The organism is Serinicoccus shuyuelongi, from assembly GCF_045032955.1.
Taxonomy (GTDB): domain Bacteria; phylum Actinomycetota; class Actinomycetes; order Actinomycetales; family Dermatophilaceae; genus Ornithinicoccus.
Genome location: NZ_JBJFZU010000013.1, coordinates 76,810 through 91,461 on the forward strand (window position 1 = coordinate 76,810; position 14,652 = coordinate 91,461).

13 protein-coding genes are annotated in these 14,652 nt (G+C 72.2%); 5 read left to right on the plus strand and 8 right to left on the minus strand.

The features are described 5' to 3' along the window. Positions 1–2: 2 nt before the first annotated feature. Both ACI3EY_RS15160 and ACI3EY_RS15165 read right to left on the minus strand, forming a co-directional pair. Positions 3–1,151: an acyl-CoA dehydrogenase family protein gene (locus ACI3EY_RS15160; protein WP_405040981.1), complete on the minus strand. Its 1,149-nt coding sequence runs from the start codon at positions 1,149–1,151 to the stop codon at positions 3–5. A gap of 240 nt (positions 1,152–1,391) precedes the next feature. After that, complete coding sequence (locus ACI3EY_RS15165) at positions 1,392–3,689, minus strand: DUF1349 domain-containing protein (protein ID WP_405040982.1); 2,298 nt, start codon at positions 3,687–3,689, stop codon at positions 1,392–1,394. A 199-nt stretch (positions 3,690–3,888) separates the two neighbouring features. Here ACI3EY_RS15165 and ACI3EY_RS15170 point away from each other — a divergent pair, with 199 nt between their 5' ends. The 5 genes from ACI3EY_RS15170 to ACI3EY_RS15190 are packed head-to-tail and all read left to right on the plus strand — an operon-like array spanning position 3,889 to position 9,710. Then, positions 3,889–4,962 (plus strand): LacI family DNA-binding transcriptional regulator, encoded by a 1,074-nt coding sequence (locus ACI3EY_RS15170; RefSeq protein ID WP_405040983.1) that lies wholly within the window; start codon positions 3,889–3,891, stop codon positions 4,960–4,962. Beyond that, positions 4,962–6,635 carry an FAD-dependent oxidoreductase gene (locus ACI3EY_RS15175; RefSeq protein ID WP_405040984.1) on the plus strand — a complete coding sequence of 558 codons (1,674 nt, stop codon included), beginning with the start codon at positions 4,962–4,964 and terminating at the stop codon, positions 6,633–6,635. The genes ACI3EY_RS15170 and ACI3EY_RS15175 overlap by 1 nt, the downstream gene beginning before the upstream one ends. A gap of 12 nt (positions 6,636–6,647) precedes the next feature. Beyond that, positions 6,648–7,946, plus strand: coding sequence for an ABC transporter substrate-binding protein (locus ACI3EY_RS15180; protein ID WP_405040985.1), 1,299 nt, complete (start codon positions 6,648–6,650; stop codon positions 7,944–7,946). Then, positions 7,943–8,854: a carbohydrate ABC transporter permease gene (locus tag ACI3EY_RS15185; RefSeq protein WP_405036338.1), complete on the plus strand. Its 912-nt coding sequence runs from the start codon at positions 7,943–7,945 to the stop codon at positions 8,852–8,854. The genes ACI3EY_RS15180 and ACI3EY_RS15185 overlap by 4 nt, the downstream gene beginning before the upstream one ends. Further along, the gene (locus ACI3EY_RS15190; RefSeq protein ID WP_405036339.1) at positions 8,844–9,710 is read left to right on the plus strand and encodes a carbohydrate ABC transporter permease; all 867 of its coding nucleotides are present in this window, start codon (positions 8,844–8,846) and stop codon (positions 9,708–9,710) included. The genes ACI3EY_RS15185 and ACI3EY_RS15190 overlap by 11 nt, the downstream gene beginning before the upstream one ends. Positions 9,711–9,715: 5 nt before the next feature. Here the strand turns inward: ACI3EY_RS15190 and ACI3EY_RS15195 are convergent, their stop codons facing one another. The 6 genes from ACI3EY_RS15195 to ACI3EY_RS15220 form a co-directional block, all read right to left on the minus strand. Next, a complete protein-coding gene (locus tag ACI3EY_RS15195) occupies positions 9,716–10,810 on the minus strand; it encodes an ABC transporter ATP-binding protein (RefSeq protein WP_405036340.1) in 1,095 nt (364 codons plus the stop codon). Beyond that, positions 10,807–11,610, minus strand: a complete 804-nt coding sequence (locus ACI3EY_RS15200) for an ABC transporter permease (RefSeq protein ID WP_405040986.1) — start codon at positions 11,608–11,610, stop codon at positions 10,807–10,809. The genes ACI3EY_RS15195 and ACI3EY_RS15200 overlap by 4 nt, the downstream gene beginning before the upstream one ends. A gap of 47 nt (positions 11,611–11,657) precedes the next feature. After that, positions 11,658–12,476, minus strand: coding sequence for a molybdate ABC transporter substrate-binding protein (modA, locus tag ACI3EY_RS15205; RefSeq protein WP_405040987.1), 819 nt, complete (start codon positions 12,474–12,476; stop codon positions 11,658–11,660). Further along, on the minus strand, positions 12,473–12,868 hold the full coding sequence (locus ACI3EY_RS15210; RefSeq protein WP_405040988.1) for a TOBE domain-containing protein: 396 nt from the start codon (positions 12,866–12,868) through the stop codon (positions 12,473–12,475). Before ACI3EY_RS15210 ends, modA begins: the two co-directional genes overlap by 4 nt. A 201-nt stretch (positions 12,869–13,069) precedes the next feature. Continuing rightward, positions 13,070–13,966 carry an SGNH/GDSL hydrolase family protein gene (locus ACI3EY_RS15215; RefSeq protein WP_405040989.1) on the minus strand — a complete coding sequence of 299 codons (897 nt, stop codon included), beginning with the start codon at positions 13,964–13,966 and terminating at the stop codon, positions 13,070–13,072. After that, positions 13,963–14,640 carry a uracil-DNA glycosylase gene (locus ACI3EY_RS15220; protein WP_405040990.1) on the minus strand — a complete coding sequence of 226 codons (678 nt, stop codon included), beginning with the start codon at positions 14,638–14,640 and terminating at the stop codon, positions 13,963–13,965. Before ACI3EY_RS15220 ends, ACI3EY_RS15215 begins: the two co-directional genes overlap by 4 nt. Between the last annotated feature and the right edge of the window lie 12 nt (positions 14,641–14,652).

The following is a 14,652-nucleotide window of genomic DNA, read 5'->3' on the forward strand; positions in this document are numbered from 1 at the left end:
GGTCAGGCGTGCTGGGCGAGCAGCTGGCGGGAGATGACCAGCCGCTGGATCTGGTTGGTGCCCTCGAAGATCTGGGTCACCTTGGCCTCCCGCATGAACCGCTCCGCCGGGAAGTCCGTGGTGTAGCCGTAGCCGCCGAGCACCTGCACGGCGTCGGTGGTCACCCGCATCGCGGCGTCGGTGGAGACCAGCTTGGCGATCGAGGCCTCCTGGGTGTGCGGCTGGCCGGCGTCCTTGAGGCGGGCGGCGTGCAGGTAGGTGGCCCTGGCCGTGCCGACCGCGGCGGCCATGTCGGCGAGCAGGAACGCCAGCCCCTGGTTGCTGGCGATCGGCCGGCCGAACTGCTCGCGCTGCTGCGCGTAGGCGGTGGCGACCTCCAGGGCCCGCTGGGCGAGACCGGTGGCGGCGGCCGCGATGCCCAGCCGCCCGGCGTCCAGGGCGGCGAGCGCGATCGGCATACCCTGCCCCTCGGCGCCGATCCGGTGCGACGCGGGGATCCGCACCCCGTCGAGCACCATCTCGCCGACGGTGTCGCAGTGCAGGCCCATCTTGCGCTCGGGCTCGGCGAAGGACAGCCCGGCGGTGTCCGCGGGGACGTGGAAGCAGGACAGGCCGCGGCCGCCGTCGTCGGAGGTGCGGGCGAAGACGGTGTAGTAGTCGGCGTGGCCCGCGTGGCTGATCCAGGCCTTGCTGCCGGTGAGCAGGTAGTCGTCGCCGTCCCGGACGGCGCGGGTGCGGATGGCGGAGACGTCCGAGCCGGCCTGGGCCTCGGACAGGCCGTAGGCACCGAGCTGGTCGCCGGAGAGCATCCCGCCCAGCCAGGCCTGCTGCTGGTCCGGGGTGCCGAAGTGGGCCATCGGGGAGGCGGTGAGGGAGTGCACGGAGACGCCGACGGCGACCGACATCCAGCCCCGGGCGATCTCCTCTACCACCTGCAGGTAGACCTCGTAGGGCTGTCCGCCGCCGCCGTGCTCCTCGGCGAACGGGAGCGAGAGCAGGCCGGTCCGGCCGAGCATCGAGAAGACCTCCCGCGGGAACCGGGCCGCGGCCTCCGCCTCGTCCACCTGGGGGAGGAGCTGCTCGTCGGCGATCTCACGGACCAGCGCGAGCAGGTCGGCGGCCTCCTCGGTCGGGAGCACTCGTTGCACCATGCCCGGCACGCTAGCGCCGGACGTCGCGTCAGTTGATAACCGCACCCCACCGCCCCCCCAACCCTGACCGGGCGAGCACTGTGCACCGACCGGGCGAGCACTGTGCACCCACCGGGCGAGCACTGTGCATCGACCGGGCGAGCGTTGTGCTGCGTTCGGTGGAAGCACAACGCTCGCCCGGTCGGAACAGGACGCTCGCCCGGTCGGGAAAGGGGGTATGCGGGTGGTCGGGTCGGCGCGTCAGCGGGTGACCGGCACCATCACCGGGGCGCTGCGGGTCGTCCCCGCGGCGTTGCGCAGGACCATCACGTACTCGCGCTCGCCGACGGAACGGTCGGTGAGGTCGACCTGGACGCGCTGCGCCGCGGGGGAGGCCGCGCTCAGGTCACCCTCGGCCACCGGCGTCCCGTCCTCGAGCAGCGTCCACGAGGTGGCGTTGGTGCCCCACCACATGTTCGCGCTGACCCGGTAGTCGCCATCGCCGTCCCTGTTGTCGTGGCTGACCACGGGGACCCCGGGTGCGGCGTCCGTCACGGTCACGGTCACCGGCGCGGTCTCGGTGCTGCCCTGGGAGTTGAGCAGCTGCGCGATGTAGACGTACTCGCCGTCGACCCGGCCCTGGATGTCGAAGGTGGCGTGCTGCGCCTGCGGGCCGTCGGCCACCAGGTCCTGTTGGGCGACCTCCTCACCGTTCTCGAAGAGGATCACCCGGGAGGCGTTGTGGCCCCACCACAGGTCCATCCGGATCTCGTGGTTCCCGTCGTGCAGCCCGTGCGCCCACCCGCTGGTGGAGGACAGGCTCGCCCGCGCGGGAGGTGCGGACTCGGAGTCCTTCGGCAGCGGCTCGTCACCACCGGCGCACTGCGCATACTCGTCCTCGGTGGGGGAGAGGCGGAACCAGTCGAAGGACGCGTCGATCTCCGGCGCGCTGTCGATGCCCCGGAAGGCGTACGGGCCGACGTGGGTGAACCCGGCCTCGGCGAGGTCGATGTCCCGTCCGTACCGGGAGAAGGTCTCGCCGTCGTAGGAGACGGAGGCCCGGGCGGTGTCGCCGTCGCTGGTCAGCCGCAGCCACATCGACCGGGTGCCGGGCACCTCGGGCGCCGAGCTGTCCTGGCGGTTCTGCCCGTCCCGGTGGTAGACGAGCTCGACGGTCGGGCCCGGGGTGGCGCGCCCGAGGTCGAGCTTGGCGTAGTGGGTGTCGTCGGCGTACAGCAGCAGTCCGGCCTGCTGGAACCGGTCGGTGGCGTCGATGTCGACCGCGGTGGTCACCTGCCACGGCCCGTCGGGCAGCTCCTGCTGCAGCAGCGGTGCCTGCGCGACGCCGCCGCTGTAGGTCGGGACGGTGAGGACGCCGTCACCGACCTCGTGCCGCGCGTCGTCCTCGCGGAGCACCCGTGACCAGGTGTCCTGCGCCAGCGCGTCGCCGGTGAACTCGTCGCTGCCGGGTGCGGCGCACTCCGCGAAGAGCGGGTTGTCCGGGTCCTGCGGGAAGCTACCGAACGGCGGGGGGACGACGACCTCGGCGCCGTCCTTGGCCCAGGCGATGGTGGCGCCCAGCCTGTCCCCGGCCTCGTAGAACATGTACGTCTCACCCTCGGAGGAGAGGATCTCGGGGGCCGCGACCCGGCCGATGTCGTCGCCGATACCGCTCGAGGAGTGCAGCAGGATCGGTTCGTCACCCACCTCGCGCAGCGTCTCGTCGACCGTGCGGGCGTAGATGTTGCCGCTGGAGGCGTGGTAGATCACGTAGAGCTGGTCCTGCCACTCCCACAGGTTGCCGCCGGAGACGTTCTGGCCCTCCTCCGTCCCCGGTTCGACGACGTACTCCGGTTCGACGTCCCAGGTCGTGCCGTCGACGGACTCGGCGAGCCGGATCCGGCGTATGTCGTCGGTCTTGTTGCCCATGTAGAACATCCCGTACGCGTACCCGGAGGCCGGGTCGGGGTGCTCGAAGACCCGCGCGTAGCTGGTCTCGGTGACGTCGTCGCCGCCCATGTCGTTGTCGACCGCGATCCCGCCGTAGGTGAAGGTCACGCCGTCGTCGGTCTCCGCCCACCGGGTCTGCGAGTTGTCCCCGTGGAAGTAGAGGAACATCGCGTCCGCCTCGTCGTTCCAGATCGCCTCCGGGCTGGAGACGTGCGGGACCGAGTAGATGTCACCCCAGGTGTTGGTGATCAGCGGGTTGTCCTCGTACTCCGTCCAGGGACCCTCGAGGTCGTCGGCATACATGAGGGCGATGCCGCCCGGGTCGTCGTGCGGCGCGTAGTAGAGGTACCAGTGGCCGAGCGGGTCCTCGAGATGCTCCCCGGCCTCGAAGATGCTCGGGAAGATGAACTCGTCGGTCTCGTTGAACTCCAGGGTGTCCTTGTCGGTGATCACCCCCTGGTAGCCGAACTCCGGCCACGGGTCCGGCGGGTCGGCGGTGTCGGCCAGTGCCGGGCCGGCCGACACGGCGACCAGGGTGCCGGCCAGCACCGCGGCCAGGGTGCTCGCTGCCGCGGCGACCGTGCGCCGGGGTCGGTGGGTGATCGTCATTGATCTGCCTCTCGTCTCGCGCGGTCGTCCGCGCCGGTGGCCGACCTCGTTCGGACAGCCCGTTGACAACGTGGCGGGGGAACCGCTTATACTCGTGCTAATACGCATTAGCACCGGGTTCACCCAGACTAGTGCGTTTCCGCAGACAGATCCAGGGGTCGGACGCATCCGGCCGACCGTCCCTCGAGGAGGAGTGAGAGTGACCCGCCGCAGCACGCCTCCCCGCATCACCCAGCGCCGGATCGCCGAGCTGGCCGGGGTCAGCCAGGCGACGGTGTCGCTGGTGGTCAACGGCAAGGCCGACGCCGTCAGTCGGATCCCGGCGGCCACCAGGGAGCGCGTCCGGCAGGTCCTGCAGGACCTCGAGTACGTGGCCGACCCGGCCGCACGACGCCTCGCCGGGGTGGGCAACCGCCTGATCGGGGTGTTCACCTACGAGCCGGCCTTTCCCTCGGCCAGCCGGGACTTCTACGCCGCGCTGCTCACCGGGATCGAGAGCGAGGCCGAGCTCCTCGGCTGCGACCTGCTGATGTTCACCTCCGCTCCCGTCGAGGACGGCCGGCGCAGCCTGTTCCACCCCTCGACCCGGCTCCGGCTGGCCGACGGGTGCCTGCTGCTCGGGCTGGAGATGGACGGACAGGAGCTGGAGCGCCTGGTCGACAGCGGCTTCCCGTTCGTCGCCATCGGTCGCCGTGACGCGGCGGGGGTGCCCTTCGTCGCCGCGGACTACGTCGCCGGGGTCGCCACCCTGGTCGAGCGCTGCTGGCAGCTCGGCCACCGCCGCTTCGCGATGCTGCACCGGGACAGCTCCGGTGAGTCCGTCCAGGACCGGCTCACCGGGTTCACCGAGGGGCTGCGCCGCCAGGACCCGTCCGCCGCGGCCGTGGCCTGGCGCAGCGCGGACGAGGGCGACGACCTCACCGACGCCTGGGCCGAGCTGAGGGCCAGCGGGGCGACCGTCCTGGTCGTCGAGTCGCCCGTGCACGCGCTCGCGATCCACCGGCTCGCGGTCCAGGACGGTGTGCGGGTGCCCGAGGACCTCTCGATCGTCACCCTGGCCGACCCCTCGCACAGCGCCGAGGGCGACCCGGACCTCACCCGCCTCAGCCCCCCGCGGACCCGCCTGGGCTCGGAGTCGCTGTCCCTGCTGGGCAGGATCCTCGACCCCGACGTCGAGGTGGGACCCGACGAGCTCCGGCTCACCCTGCCCTGCGACATCGTCCCCGGATCGACGCTGTCCGAACCCGCCGACCACCACCTGGAGACCACCTGATGACCATCACCCCCCGTTCCTCCCCACCTGTCCACGGCCTCGGCGCCCCGGTCCCCGGCGGTGTCGCCGACCGGCTCACCACCGACGTGCTGGTCGTCGGCGGTGGCCTCGGCGGGGTGGCCGCCGCCCTGTCCGCGCTGGAGGCCGGCCGGCGGGTCGTGCTGAGCGAGGAGTACGCCTGGCTGGGCGGTCAGCTCACCAGCCAGGGCGTCCCCCTGGACGAGCACTCCTGGGTCGAGCAGTTCGGCGTCACCGCACGCTACCGGCGGCTGCGCGACGGGATCCGCGACTACTACCGCCGCTGCTACCCGCTGACCGAGGAGGCCCGCGGCGAGACGGCGTTGAACCCGGGCAACGGCATGGTGAGCCGGCTGTGCGCCGAGCCGGCCGTCGGGGTCGCGGTGCTGGAGGCGATGCTGGCCCCGCACCGCGCCGCCGGCCGCCTGCAGGTGCTGCAGCCCGCGGTGCCGGTGCGGGCACGCACGGAGGGCGACCGGGTCCGGGACGTGACGCTGCGGCTCGAGGGCCCCGGTCGTGAGGTCACCGTCGCGGCGGACTACGTCATCGACGCCACCGAGCTGGGGGACCTGCTGCCGCTGACCGGAGCCGAGTACGTCACCGGTTTCGAGTCTCGGGACCAGACGGGCGAGCCCAGTGCGCCGGAGCAGGCGCAACCGGGCAACCAGCAGGCCTTCAGCTGGTGCTTCGTCGTCGACCACGTCGAGGGCGAGGACCACACCATCGACCCGCCGCACGACTACGAGCAGTGGCGGACGAAGCAGCCGGACTACTGGGGGGCGCCGATGCTGTCGCTCACCGGCCCCGACCCGCGCACGCTCGAGACCCTAACCCGCACCTTCACCCCGCACGCGCAGACCGCCGACCAGGTCGCCGACCAGGCCCAGAACCCCGGGGACCGCGAGCTGTGGACCTTCCGCCGGATCCTGGACCGCGCCAACTTCCGGCCCGGGGCATACCCGAGCGACGTGGTGCTCGTGAACTGGCCGATGATCGACTACCTGGACGGCACCCTCGTCGACGTCGACCCGGAGGAGGCTCTGGCCCACCAGGCCGCGGCCCGGCGGCAGTCGCTGTCGATGCTGTACTGGCTGCAGACCGAGGCCCCGCGCGCGGACGGCGGGAAGGGCTTCCCGGGGCTGCGGCTGCGGGGCGACCTGACGCAGGGCCCGGACGGGCTGGCGATGGCGCCCTACATCCGCGAGTCACGGCGCCTGCTGACGGTGGGCACCGTCACCGAGACGGACCTGTCCATCGAGCACAAGGGGCACGCCCGACCGTTCACCACCCACGACTCGGTCGGGGTCGGCATGTACCGGGTGGACCTGCACCCCAGCACCGGCGGGGACAACTACCTGGACATCGCCAGCACCCCCTTCGAGATCCCGCTCGGCATCCTGGTGCCGCGGCGGCTGGAGAACCTGCTCCCGGCGGGCAAGAACGTGGGGACCACGCACATCACCAACGGTGCCTTCCGGCTGCACCCGGTGGAGTGGAACATCGGCGAGGCCGCCGGGTCCCTCGCCGCCTTCTGCCTGGAGCGTGCGGTGACCCCGCGCGCGGTCCAGGCGACCGACGGGCTGCTCACCGAGTTCCAGTCCGTGCTCACGAACACCGGCGTCGAGCTGCACTGGCCCGACGTCGTCGGCTACTAGAAGGAGACGATCATGACCTCAGCAACGACGCTGAAGAGGCTGACCCTGCTGCCGCTGGCCGGCCTGACGCTGGCCGCCTGCTCGGGCGGCGGTGGTGGTGGCAGCGACGAGGCCACCGAGGACATCGACCTGCGGATGACGATCTGGACCTCCAACGAGGACCACCTGGCGCTCTTCGACTCGATCGCCGACGACTACATGGCCGACCACCCGGAGATCGCCTCGATCACCTTCGACCCGCTGCCGTTCGACGACTACACCTCCACCGTCACCACCCAGCTCGCCGGCGGCAGCCCGCCGGACATGGCCTGGATCCTGGAGAACGCGGCGCCCGACTTCGTCGCCAGCGGCGCCCTGATGCCGTTGAGCGACACCCTGGAGGCGACCGAGGGGTATGACGTCGACGACATCGCGGAGAGCGCCGCCTCGTTGTGGACCCAGGACGGCGAGCTGCTCGCCTACCCGTTCAGCACCTCACCCTTCGTGACCTTCGTCAACAACGACCTGCTCGCCGAGGCCGGCCTGCCCAGTGCGCCGCAGATGCGGTCCGAGGGTGACTGGACCTGGGAAGCGGTCAGCGACGCCGGGTCCACCGTCGCGCAGGAGACCGGGGAGTCCGGGTTCGTCATCCGCGACTTCGACTACCTGAACTGGGACTACCTGAGCACGGTCTGGAACGGCTGGGGCGCCGAACCCTGGACCGAGGACGGCACCAGCTGCACCTTCGACAGCCCCGAGATGGTCGAGGCCTTCGACTTCCTGCACGACGCGGCCTTCGACGCCGGGTCGATGCCGGGACCGGGCAGCAGCGCCGACTTCTTCGCCGGCGAGGCCGCCTTCACGGTGACCCAGATCTCGCGCGCCAACCTGCTGCCCGAAGACGGCTTCGAGTGGGACCTGCTGCCGCTGCCCGAGGGCCCGGACGGCGAGTACGCGGTGACCGGCCAGGCCGGGGTCGGCGTCCTGCAGAGCGGGCCGAACCCGCAGGCGTCGGCGGAGTTCCTCGCCTACTTCACCAACGCCGAGAACGGGGCCGACCTGGCGGAGTACTTCCCGCCGCCGCGGACCTCGCTGCTGACGCTGGACGTGATGGCCGACGCCAACCCGCTGCTGACCCCGGAGCAGATCGAGGACGTGGTCATCCCCGGGATCGCCGACGGTGTCGTGCGTCCGAGCCACACCGACGCCGTGCAGATCGCCCAGCAGACACGGGCGTCCCTGGACGACCTGTGGACCGAGGACGCCGACATCCCCGCGGCCCTGGAGCAGACCTGTGGGGCGATCTCACCGCTCCTCGGCAGCGACACGTGACGCTGGTCCGGCAGCGAGCAGGACGGCGCCCCGCCTACGCCCGACGTGACGCCTGGAGCGGGTATGTCTTCATCGCCCCCCAGCTGCTCGGCATCGTCCTGTTCGTCCTGGCCCCGCTCGGCCTGATCTTCTACTACTCCTTCCACGAGTGGAACGTCCTGGCGGGCAGCTTCACCTTCGTCGGCCTGGAGAACGTGGAGAGGCTCTTCGACGACCCGCAGCTGGTCCCGGTGCTGCGCGCGACGGCGGTCTTCTCGCTGGGGCTGGTGGTGCTGAACCTCTCCCTGGCCCTGCTGCTGGCGGTGATGCTCAACCGGACCCTGCGCGGGATCACCGCGTTCCGGACGATCTTCTTCTCCCCGGTCGTCATCTCCCTGGTGGCCTGGACCATCGTCTGGGGCTTCCTGCTGCAGAACGACGGCGGCATCAACGGGGCGCTGTCCGTGCTCGGGATCGACGGGCCGAACTGGCTGCGCGAGGGCTGGGGAGCGATGATCGCGGTCATCGTCGTGCAGGCCTTCAAGAATGTGGGCCTGAACATGGTCCTCTTCCTCTCCGCCCTGCAGGGCGTGCCGAAGGACCTCTACGAGGCGGCGGAGATCGACGGGGCGACCCCGCGGCAGAGCTTCCTGCGGATCACGCTGCCGCTGATCTCACCGATGATCATGCTCACCTCGATCATCACCATCGTCGGCTCGCTCCAGGTCTTCGCGCAGGTCGCGGTCCTGACCCAGGGCGGTCCCGGGATCTCGACCACCGTCCTTGTCTACTACCTGGTGCAGCAGTCGTTCGACTTCCACCAGTTCGGCTACGGATCGACGCTGGCGATCCTGCTCTTCCTGATCGTCCTCGTCCTCACGATCGTGCAGTGGCAGATGCGCAAGAGATGGGTGTTCTATGAGAACTGACAGTGCCGTGGCGACCCGTGCGCCCACCCCGGTAGGCCGGCGCATCATCTTCTACGCCGCGCTGTGCGTGCTGGCCATCCCCTTCGTGATGCCCACCTGGTGGATGGTCACCTCGTCCTTCAAGCCGATCAGCGAGATCTTCGCGTACCCGCCGACCTTGTGGCCGCAGGAGACGACGCTGCAGGCATACCGGGACGCCTTCACCCTGCAACCCTTCGTCCGGCAGTACTTCAACAGCGTCTACATCGCGATGATCGTCACGGTGGGGACGATGCTGATCTCCTCGATGGCGGGGTATGCCTTCGCGCGCATCCGTTTCCCCGGCCAGAACGCGCTGTTCCTGGTGGTGCTGCTCGGGCTGCTCATCCCGAGCGAGGTGACGATCGTCCCGCTCTTCCAGATGTTCAACAGCTGGGGGATGGTCGACACCCACTGGCCGCTGATCCTGGCCACCACCTTCGGCGCCCCCAGCGTGCTGGCGACGTTCATCATGCGGCAGTTCTTCATCACCCTGCCGGTGGAGCTGGAGGAGGCCGCCCGCCTCGACGGGCTGGGGAGGTGGCGCATCTGGTGGTACATCGCGATGCCGCTGGCCCGCAGCGCGCTGGCCGCGGTGGCGATCTTCACCTTCCAGCACGTGTGGAACCTCTACCTGGAGCCGACGGTCTTCCTGCAGTCGCCCGAGATGTTCACGCTGCCGCAGGCGCTGACCCGATACACCGACGCCTACGGCGGGCAGATGTGGAACGTGCAGCTGGCGGCGGCGTCGATGACGGTGCTGCCGGTGCTCGCGATCTTCGTGCTGGCCCAGCGGCAGTTCATCGAGGGGCTGGCGCAGACCGGGCTGAAGGGCTGACGCGCTCAGGCGGGGTAGGCGTGGATCTCGGTCGCCTTGACCGCGGCCCACAGCTGCCGGCCGCGGGTGATGCCCAGGGCGGCGACCGCGCCCAGGGTCACCTCGGCGACCAGCGGCAGCACGCCCCCGAGGTGCACCCGGGCCCGTTGCCCGGTTACCGTCACCGACTCCACCTCGAGCGGCCACAGGTTGCGGGCGGATGTGTCCGGGCGCCCGGTGAAGAGGGAGACCGCCTCGGGGTTCACCGTGGCCCACACCCGGTCGCCGCGTCGGGCCCCTGCCGGCGGCTCGGCGAGCACCAGCGGCTCGCCTCCCTCGAGCCGCAGCACCGGGGGCTCGCCGGTCTCCAGCACCCCGGCGAGCAGGTTCAGCCCCACCAGCGAGGCCACGTAGGCCGTCCGCGGGCGGGCCACCACCTCGCCCGGGCTGCCGACCTGGGCCACCCGACCGTCCTCGACGAAGACCAGCTGGTCGGCCAGCGTGAGGGCGTCCAGCGGGTCGTGGGTGGTGACCACGGTGACCCCCGGGTAGTCCCGCAGCCGGGCGGCGAGGTCGGCCCGGGTCCGGGAGCGGGTCTGCGGGTCGAGCGCAGACAGCGGCTCGTCCAGCAGCAGCAGCGCGGGATCGGTCGCCAGCGCCCGGGCCAGCGCCGCCCGTTGCGCCTGACCGGAGGAGACCTGGGACGGGCGACGACCGCGCAGGTCACCGAGACCGACCCGGTCCAGCTCGGAGCGGGCGCGCTCGCGGGCCGGGGCCCGGCGCATACCTCGCGAGCGGGGGCCGAAGGCGACGTTGTCGAGCAGGCTCAGGTGCGGGAAGAGCATCGGCTCGGCCAGCACCATCCCCACGCTGCGCGCCTCCGGCGCCAACCCACGGCGCAGCGGGCCGGCACCCCGGGTGTCCGCCCAGGTGGTGCCCCCGACGCGCACGTGCCCGGAGGTCAGCGGGTGCAGCCCGGCCAGGCCCAGCAGCGCGGTGGACTTGCCGGACCCGTTCGGCCCGAGTAGCGCCGTCACCCCGGCCGGGGCCTCCAGGTCGATCCGCAGCCGGAACCCACCGCGGTCGATCGTCAGCTCGGCGGACAGGGCCTGGCCGCTCACCGCAGCCACCGGCTCCGCAGGGCCCCCAGGACGACCACGCTGACCAGCAGCATCACCACGGACAGCGCGATCGCGGCCTGCGGGTCCTGCTCGAGAGCGGCATACACCCCCAGCGGTGCGGTCTGCGTCCGGCCCGGGAAGCTGCCGGCGAAGGTGATCGTCGCGCCGAACTCGCCGAGCGCCCGGGCCCAGGCCAGCGCGGAGCCGGCCGCGATCCCGGGCAGCACCATCGGGATCACCACGGTGGTGAAGGTGCGCACCGGGCCGGCGCCGAGGGTCGCGGCGATGTCGTCGTAGCGGCGGTCCAGGCCCCGCATCGCGCCCTCCACCGAGATGACGTAGAACGGCAGCGCCACGAACAGCTCGGCCATCACCACCGCCACCGTGGTGAACGGGATGCTGATCCCGAACCACGCGTCCAACGACCCGCCGAGTACACCGCGGCGACCGAAGGCCATCAGCAGCGCCACCCCGCCGACGACCGGGGGGAGCACCAGCGGGACGGTGATCAGCGCCCGCCCCCACGAGGTCAGCGGGTGGTCCGAGCGGGCCAGCAGCCAGGCCAAAGGAGTCCCTAGCAGCCACACCAGCACCATGGTGGCGCTGGTGGTGACCGCCGAGAGGCGCAGCGACTCACCGACGACGGGCGCGGCCAGGTGGGTGGTGATGTTCGCCCAGTCGGTGCGCACCAGCAGCGCCAGCAGCGGCACCACGATGAACGCGATGCCGACCAGCGCCGGCACCCGCAACGACCACGACCGGGGGGTATGCCGTCGCGCGGCCCGCCCTTGCGCCGGCACCCGGGGCGGCACCTCGGCCGGCCCCCGCCTCGGCACCCGGGTGGCGGTCACCGGGACCCGGCCCCGGCGGCGGGGGCCTCACCGAAGCCGGCGTCGACCAGCTGGCCCTGCACCTGGGCGGAGAGCAGGTGGTCCACGAAGGCCTGCGCCAGCTCCTGCTCGGAGACGGCCACCGCCGGGTACCGGTTGACCACGTTGCGCTCGCCGGGGATCTCGATGCCGCGGACCCGGTCGCCGGCGGCGGCCACATCGGTCCGGTAGACCAGCCCGGCGTCGGCCTCACCCAGCTCGACCTTGGTCAGCGCCGCGCGGACGTCGTTCTCGTAGGACGCGATCGCGGGGGAGAGGCCCTCTTGCTCGAAGAGGGCCAGGGTGGCGGCACCACAGGGCACCTGCTCGGCGCAGACGACCAGCCGCAGGCCCTCCTCGGCCAGGCTGTCCAGCCCGGTGACCCCGGCGGGGTTGTCCGGCGGGACCGCGATCTCCAGCTGGTTGGTCGCGAAGAGGGTGACCGGTCCCGAGCGGCGCTCCTGCTCGAGGGGCTCCAGCGACGCCTCCCCGGCCAGCGCGACCACGTCGGCCGGGGCGCCCTCGTTCACCTGCTGCACGACGGTCGAGCTGGAGGAGAAGCTGGTCTCGACGGTGACGCCCTCGTGCGCCGCCTCGAAGCTCTCCGCGACCGGCCCCAGCACGTCGGTCAGCGAGGCGGCCGCGAGCACGGTGAGCGTGCGTGGTCCGTCCCCATCGCCGGTGCCCGCTGCTCCACCCGCGACGCCCGAGCAGCCGGCCAGCACGAGGGTCGCGCAGGCGAGCACCGCCACCGCGGACCGTCCCGGCGCCCTGACCGACGCTCGGACCACTCTCATACCGGCACCCCCACCGAGACGTTGGTGGCCTTCACCGACGCGACCGCCACCGACCCGACCTGCAGCCCCATCGCCTGCACCGCCTCGGTCGAGAGCAACGAGACCAGCCGGAACGGGCCGGCCTGGATGTCGACCTGGGACATCACCGGGTCGCTGACGATGCGGGTGACGATCCCGCGCATCTGGTTCCGCGGGGAGGACAGGCCGACGGCCCCGATCTCGGCCGGGTGCGCCTGCTCCTGGGCCAGCACGGCGACGTCGGCCCCCTCGACGACGGTGCGCCCCGCGTCGTCCTTCGTGCTGGGCAGCCGCCCCGCGTCGACGGCCCGGCGCACCGTGTCGGTGGACACTCCCAGCAGCTCGGCCGCCTCGGAGACTCGCATCTGCGTCATAGGGTCGAGCATACCCACGCATCTGCGCCATATGCCGGTGACGACGCCCCCCACCGCGGTGGCTAGAGGTCGTCAGGGCAACACCTTCCCACCGCGGTAGGCACGGTGGTCGGAGGCCGTCAGGCCGTCACGTTTCCACCGCGGTGGCTAGAGGTCGTCCGGGCAGCACGTTCCCACCGCGGTGGGAACAGGTCGGGCCGCTCAGGCGCCTTCGGGGTCGCCCATCGGCCGCAGGTCCGGCCGCTTGGCCTCCCGGTGGTCCCCCGAGGACCGCCCCTGGAGCCGCCGCTGCACCCAGGGGCCGGCATACTCCCGGGCCCACTGGGCGTGCCCGCGCACGGTCTCCACGGTGCCGGCCGGTGCCTGTGGCGGCAGCGGTGCCCGCCAGTCCGCCTCCTCGGCGCTGTGCCCGAGCGCCACGTAGGCGGTGAGCGCGATCCGCCGGTGCCCCTCCGGGGTCATGTGGATCCGGTCCTGGGACCACATCCGCCAGTCCTTGAGGAAGTCGCACGCCCACTGGTTCAGCACGAAGCAGCCGCGCCGCTGGGCGATCGACCAGATGTGCGCGATGTATGCCGCCGCCCGCCCCCGGGTGCGGCCGATGATCGGGGCGCCGGCCGGGTCGGTGGGGGTCGCCAGCAGCACGTCGGCACCGGTGGCGCGGATCCGCGCGACGGCCTCGTCGAGCTGGGCCGCGAGCGCGTCCACGTCCGCCCGCGGGCGGAGGATGTCGTTGCCCCCGCCGACGATGCTCACCAGGTCCGGCCGCAGGGCCAGCGCGGCCTCCAGCTGCGGGCCGGCGACGTCGGCGAGCTTGCGCCCGCGCACCGCCAGGTTGGCGTACGAGAACTCCGGGGCGTGCGGTGCCAGCAGGGCCGCGAGCCGGTCGGCCCACCCGATGTAGGCGTCCGGCACGGCCGGGTCCGGGTCGCTCATGCCCTCGGTGAAGGAGTCACCGATGGCCACGTATCGACCCCAGGGGCGGGACTGCGGCCGCACGCTGCCGGCGCCGCCGTGCACGCTCGGACCGGACTCCCCGTGCACCAGGCGCAGCGGGTGCGCCACCTCTGGCACCTGCGGGGTTCCGTGCCCGCTCACGGCAGCCTCCAGTCCAGGGGCTCGCCGCCCTGCTGGCGCAGCAGCTCGTCGGTCCGGCTGAACGGGCGGCTGCCGAAGAAGCCGTTGCGTGCCGACAGCGGGGAGGGGTGCGCACTCTCCACCCGCGGCACGTCGCCCAGCCGGGCGGCGAGGCTGCGCGCGTCCCGCCCCCAGAGGATCGCCACCAGCGGTCCGCCGCGCCGGACCAGGGTGTCGATGGCCAGGTCGGTGACGGCCTCCCAGCCCTTGCCGCGGTGGCTCGCCGGGGTTCCCGGGCGCACGGTCAGCACCCTGTTCAGCAGCATCACCCCCTGCTCGGACCAGGGTGACAGGTCGCCGCTGGTGGGGCGGGGCACGCCGAGGTCCTCGACCAGCTCGGTGTAGATGTTGCCCAGGCTCCGCGGCACCGGGCTGACGTCGGGCGCGACCGAGAAGCTGAGGCCGACCGCGTGCCCGGGCGTGGGGTAGGGGTCCTGGCCCACGACCAGCACCCTGACCCTGTCCAGCGGCTGCTCGAACACCCGGAGCACGTGCGCGCCGTCGGGCAGGTAGCCGCGCCCCGCGGCGACCTCCGCCCGGAGGAAGTCGCCGAGCGCGGTGATGTCGTCCTGGACCGGCGCGAGGGCCTCCGCCCAGCTCGGGTGCACCAGGTCGGGCAGCGGGGTGGGGCTCATGGATCCAGGGTA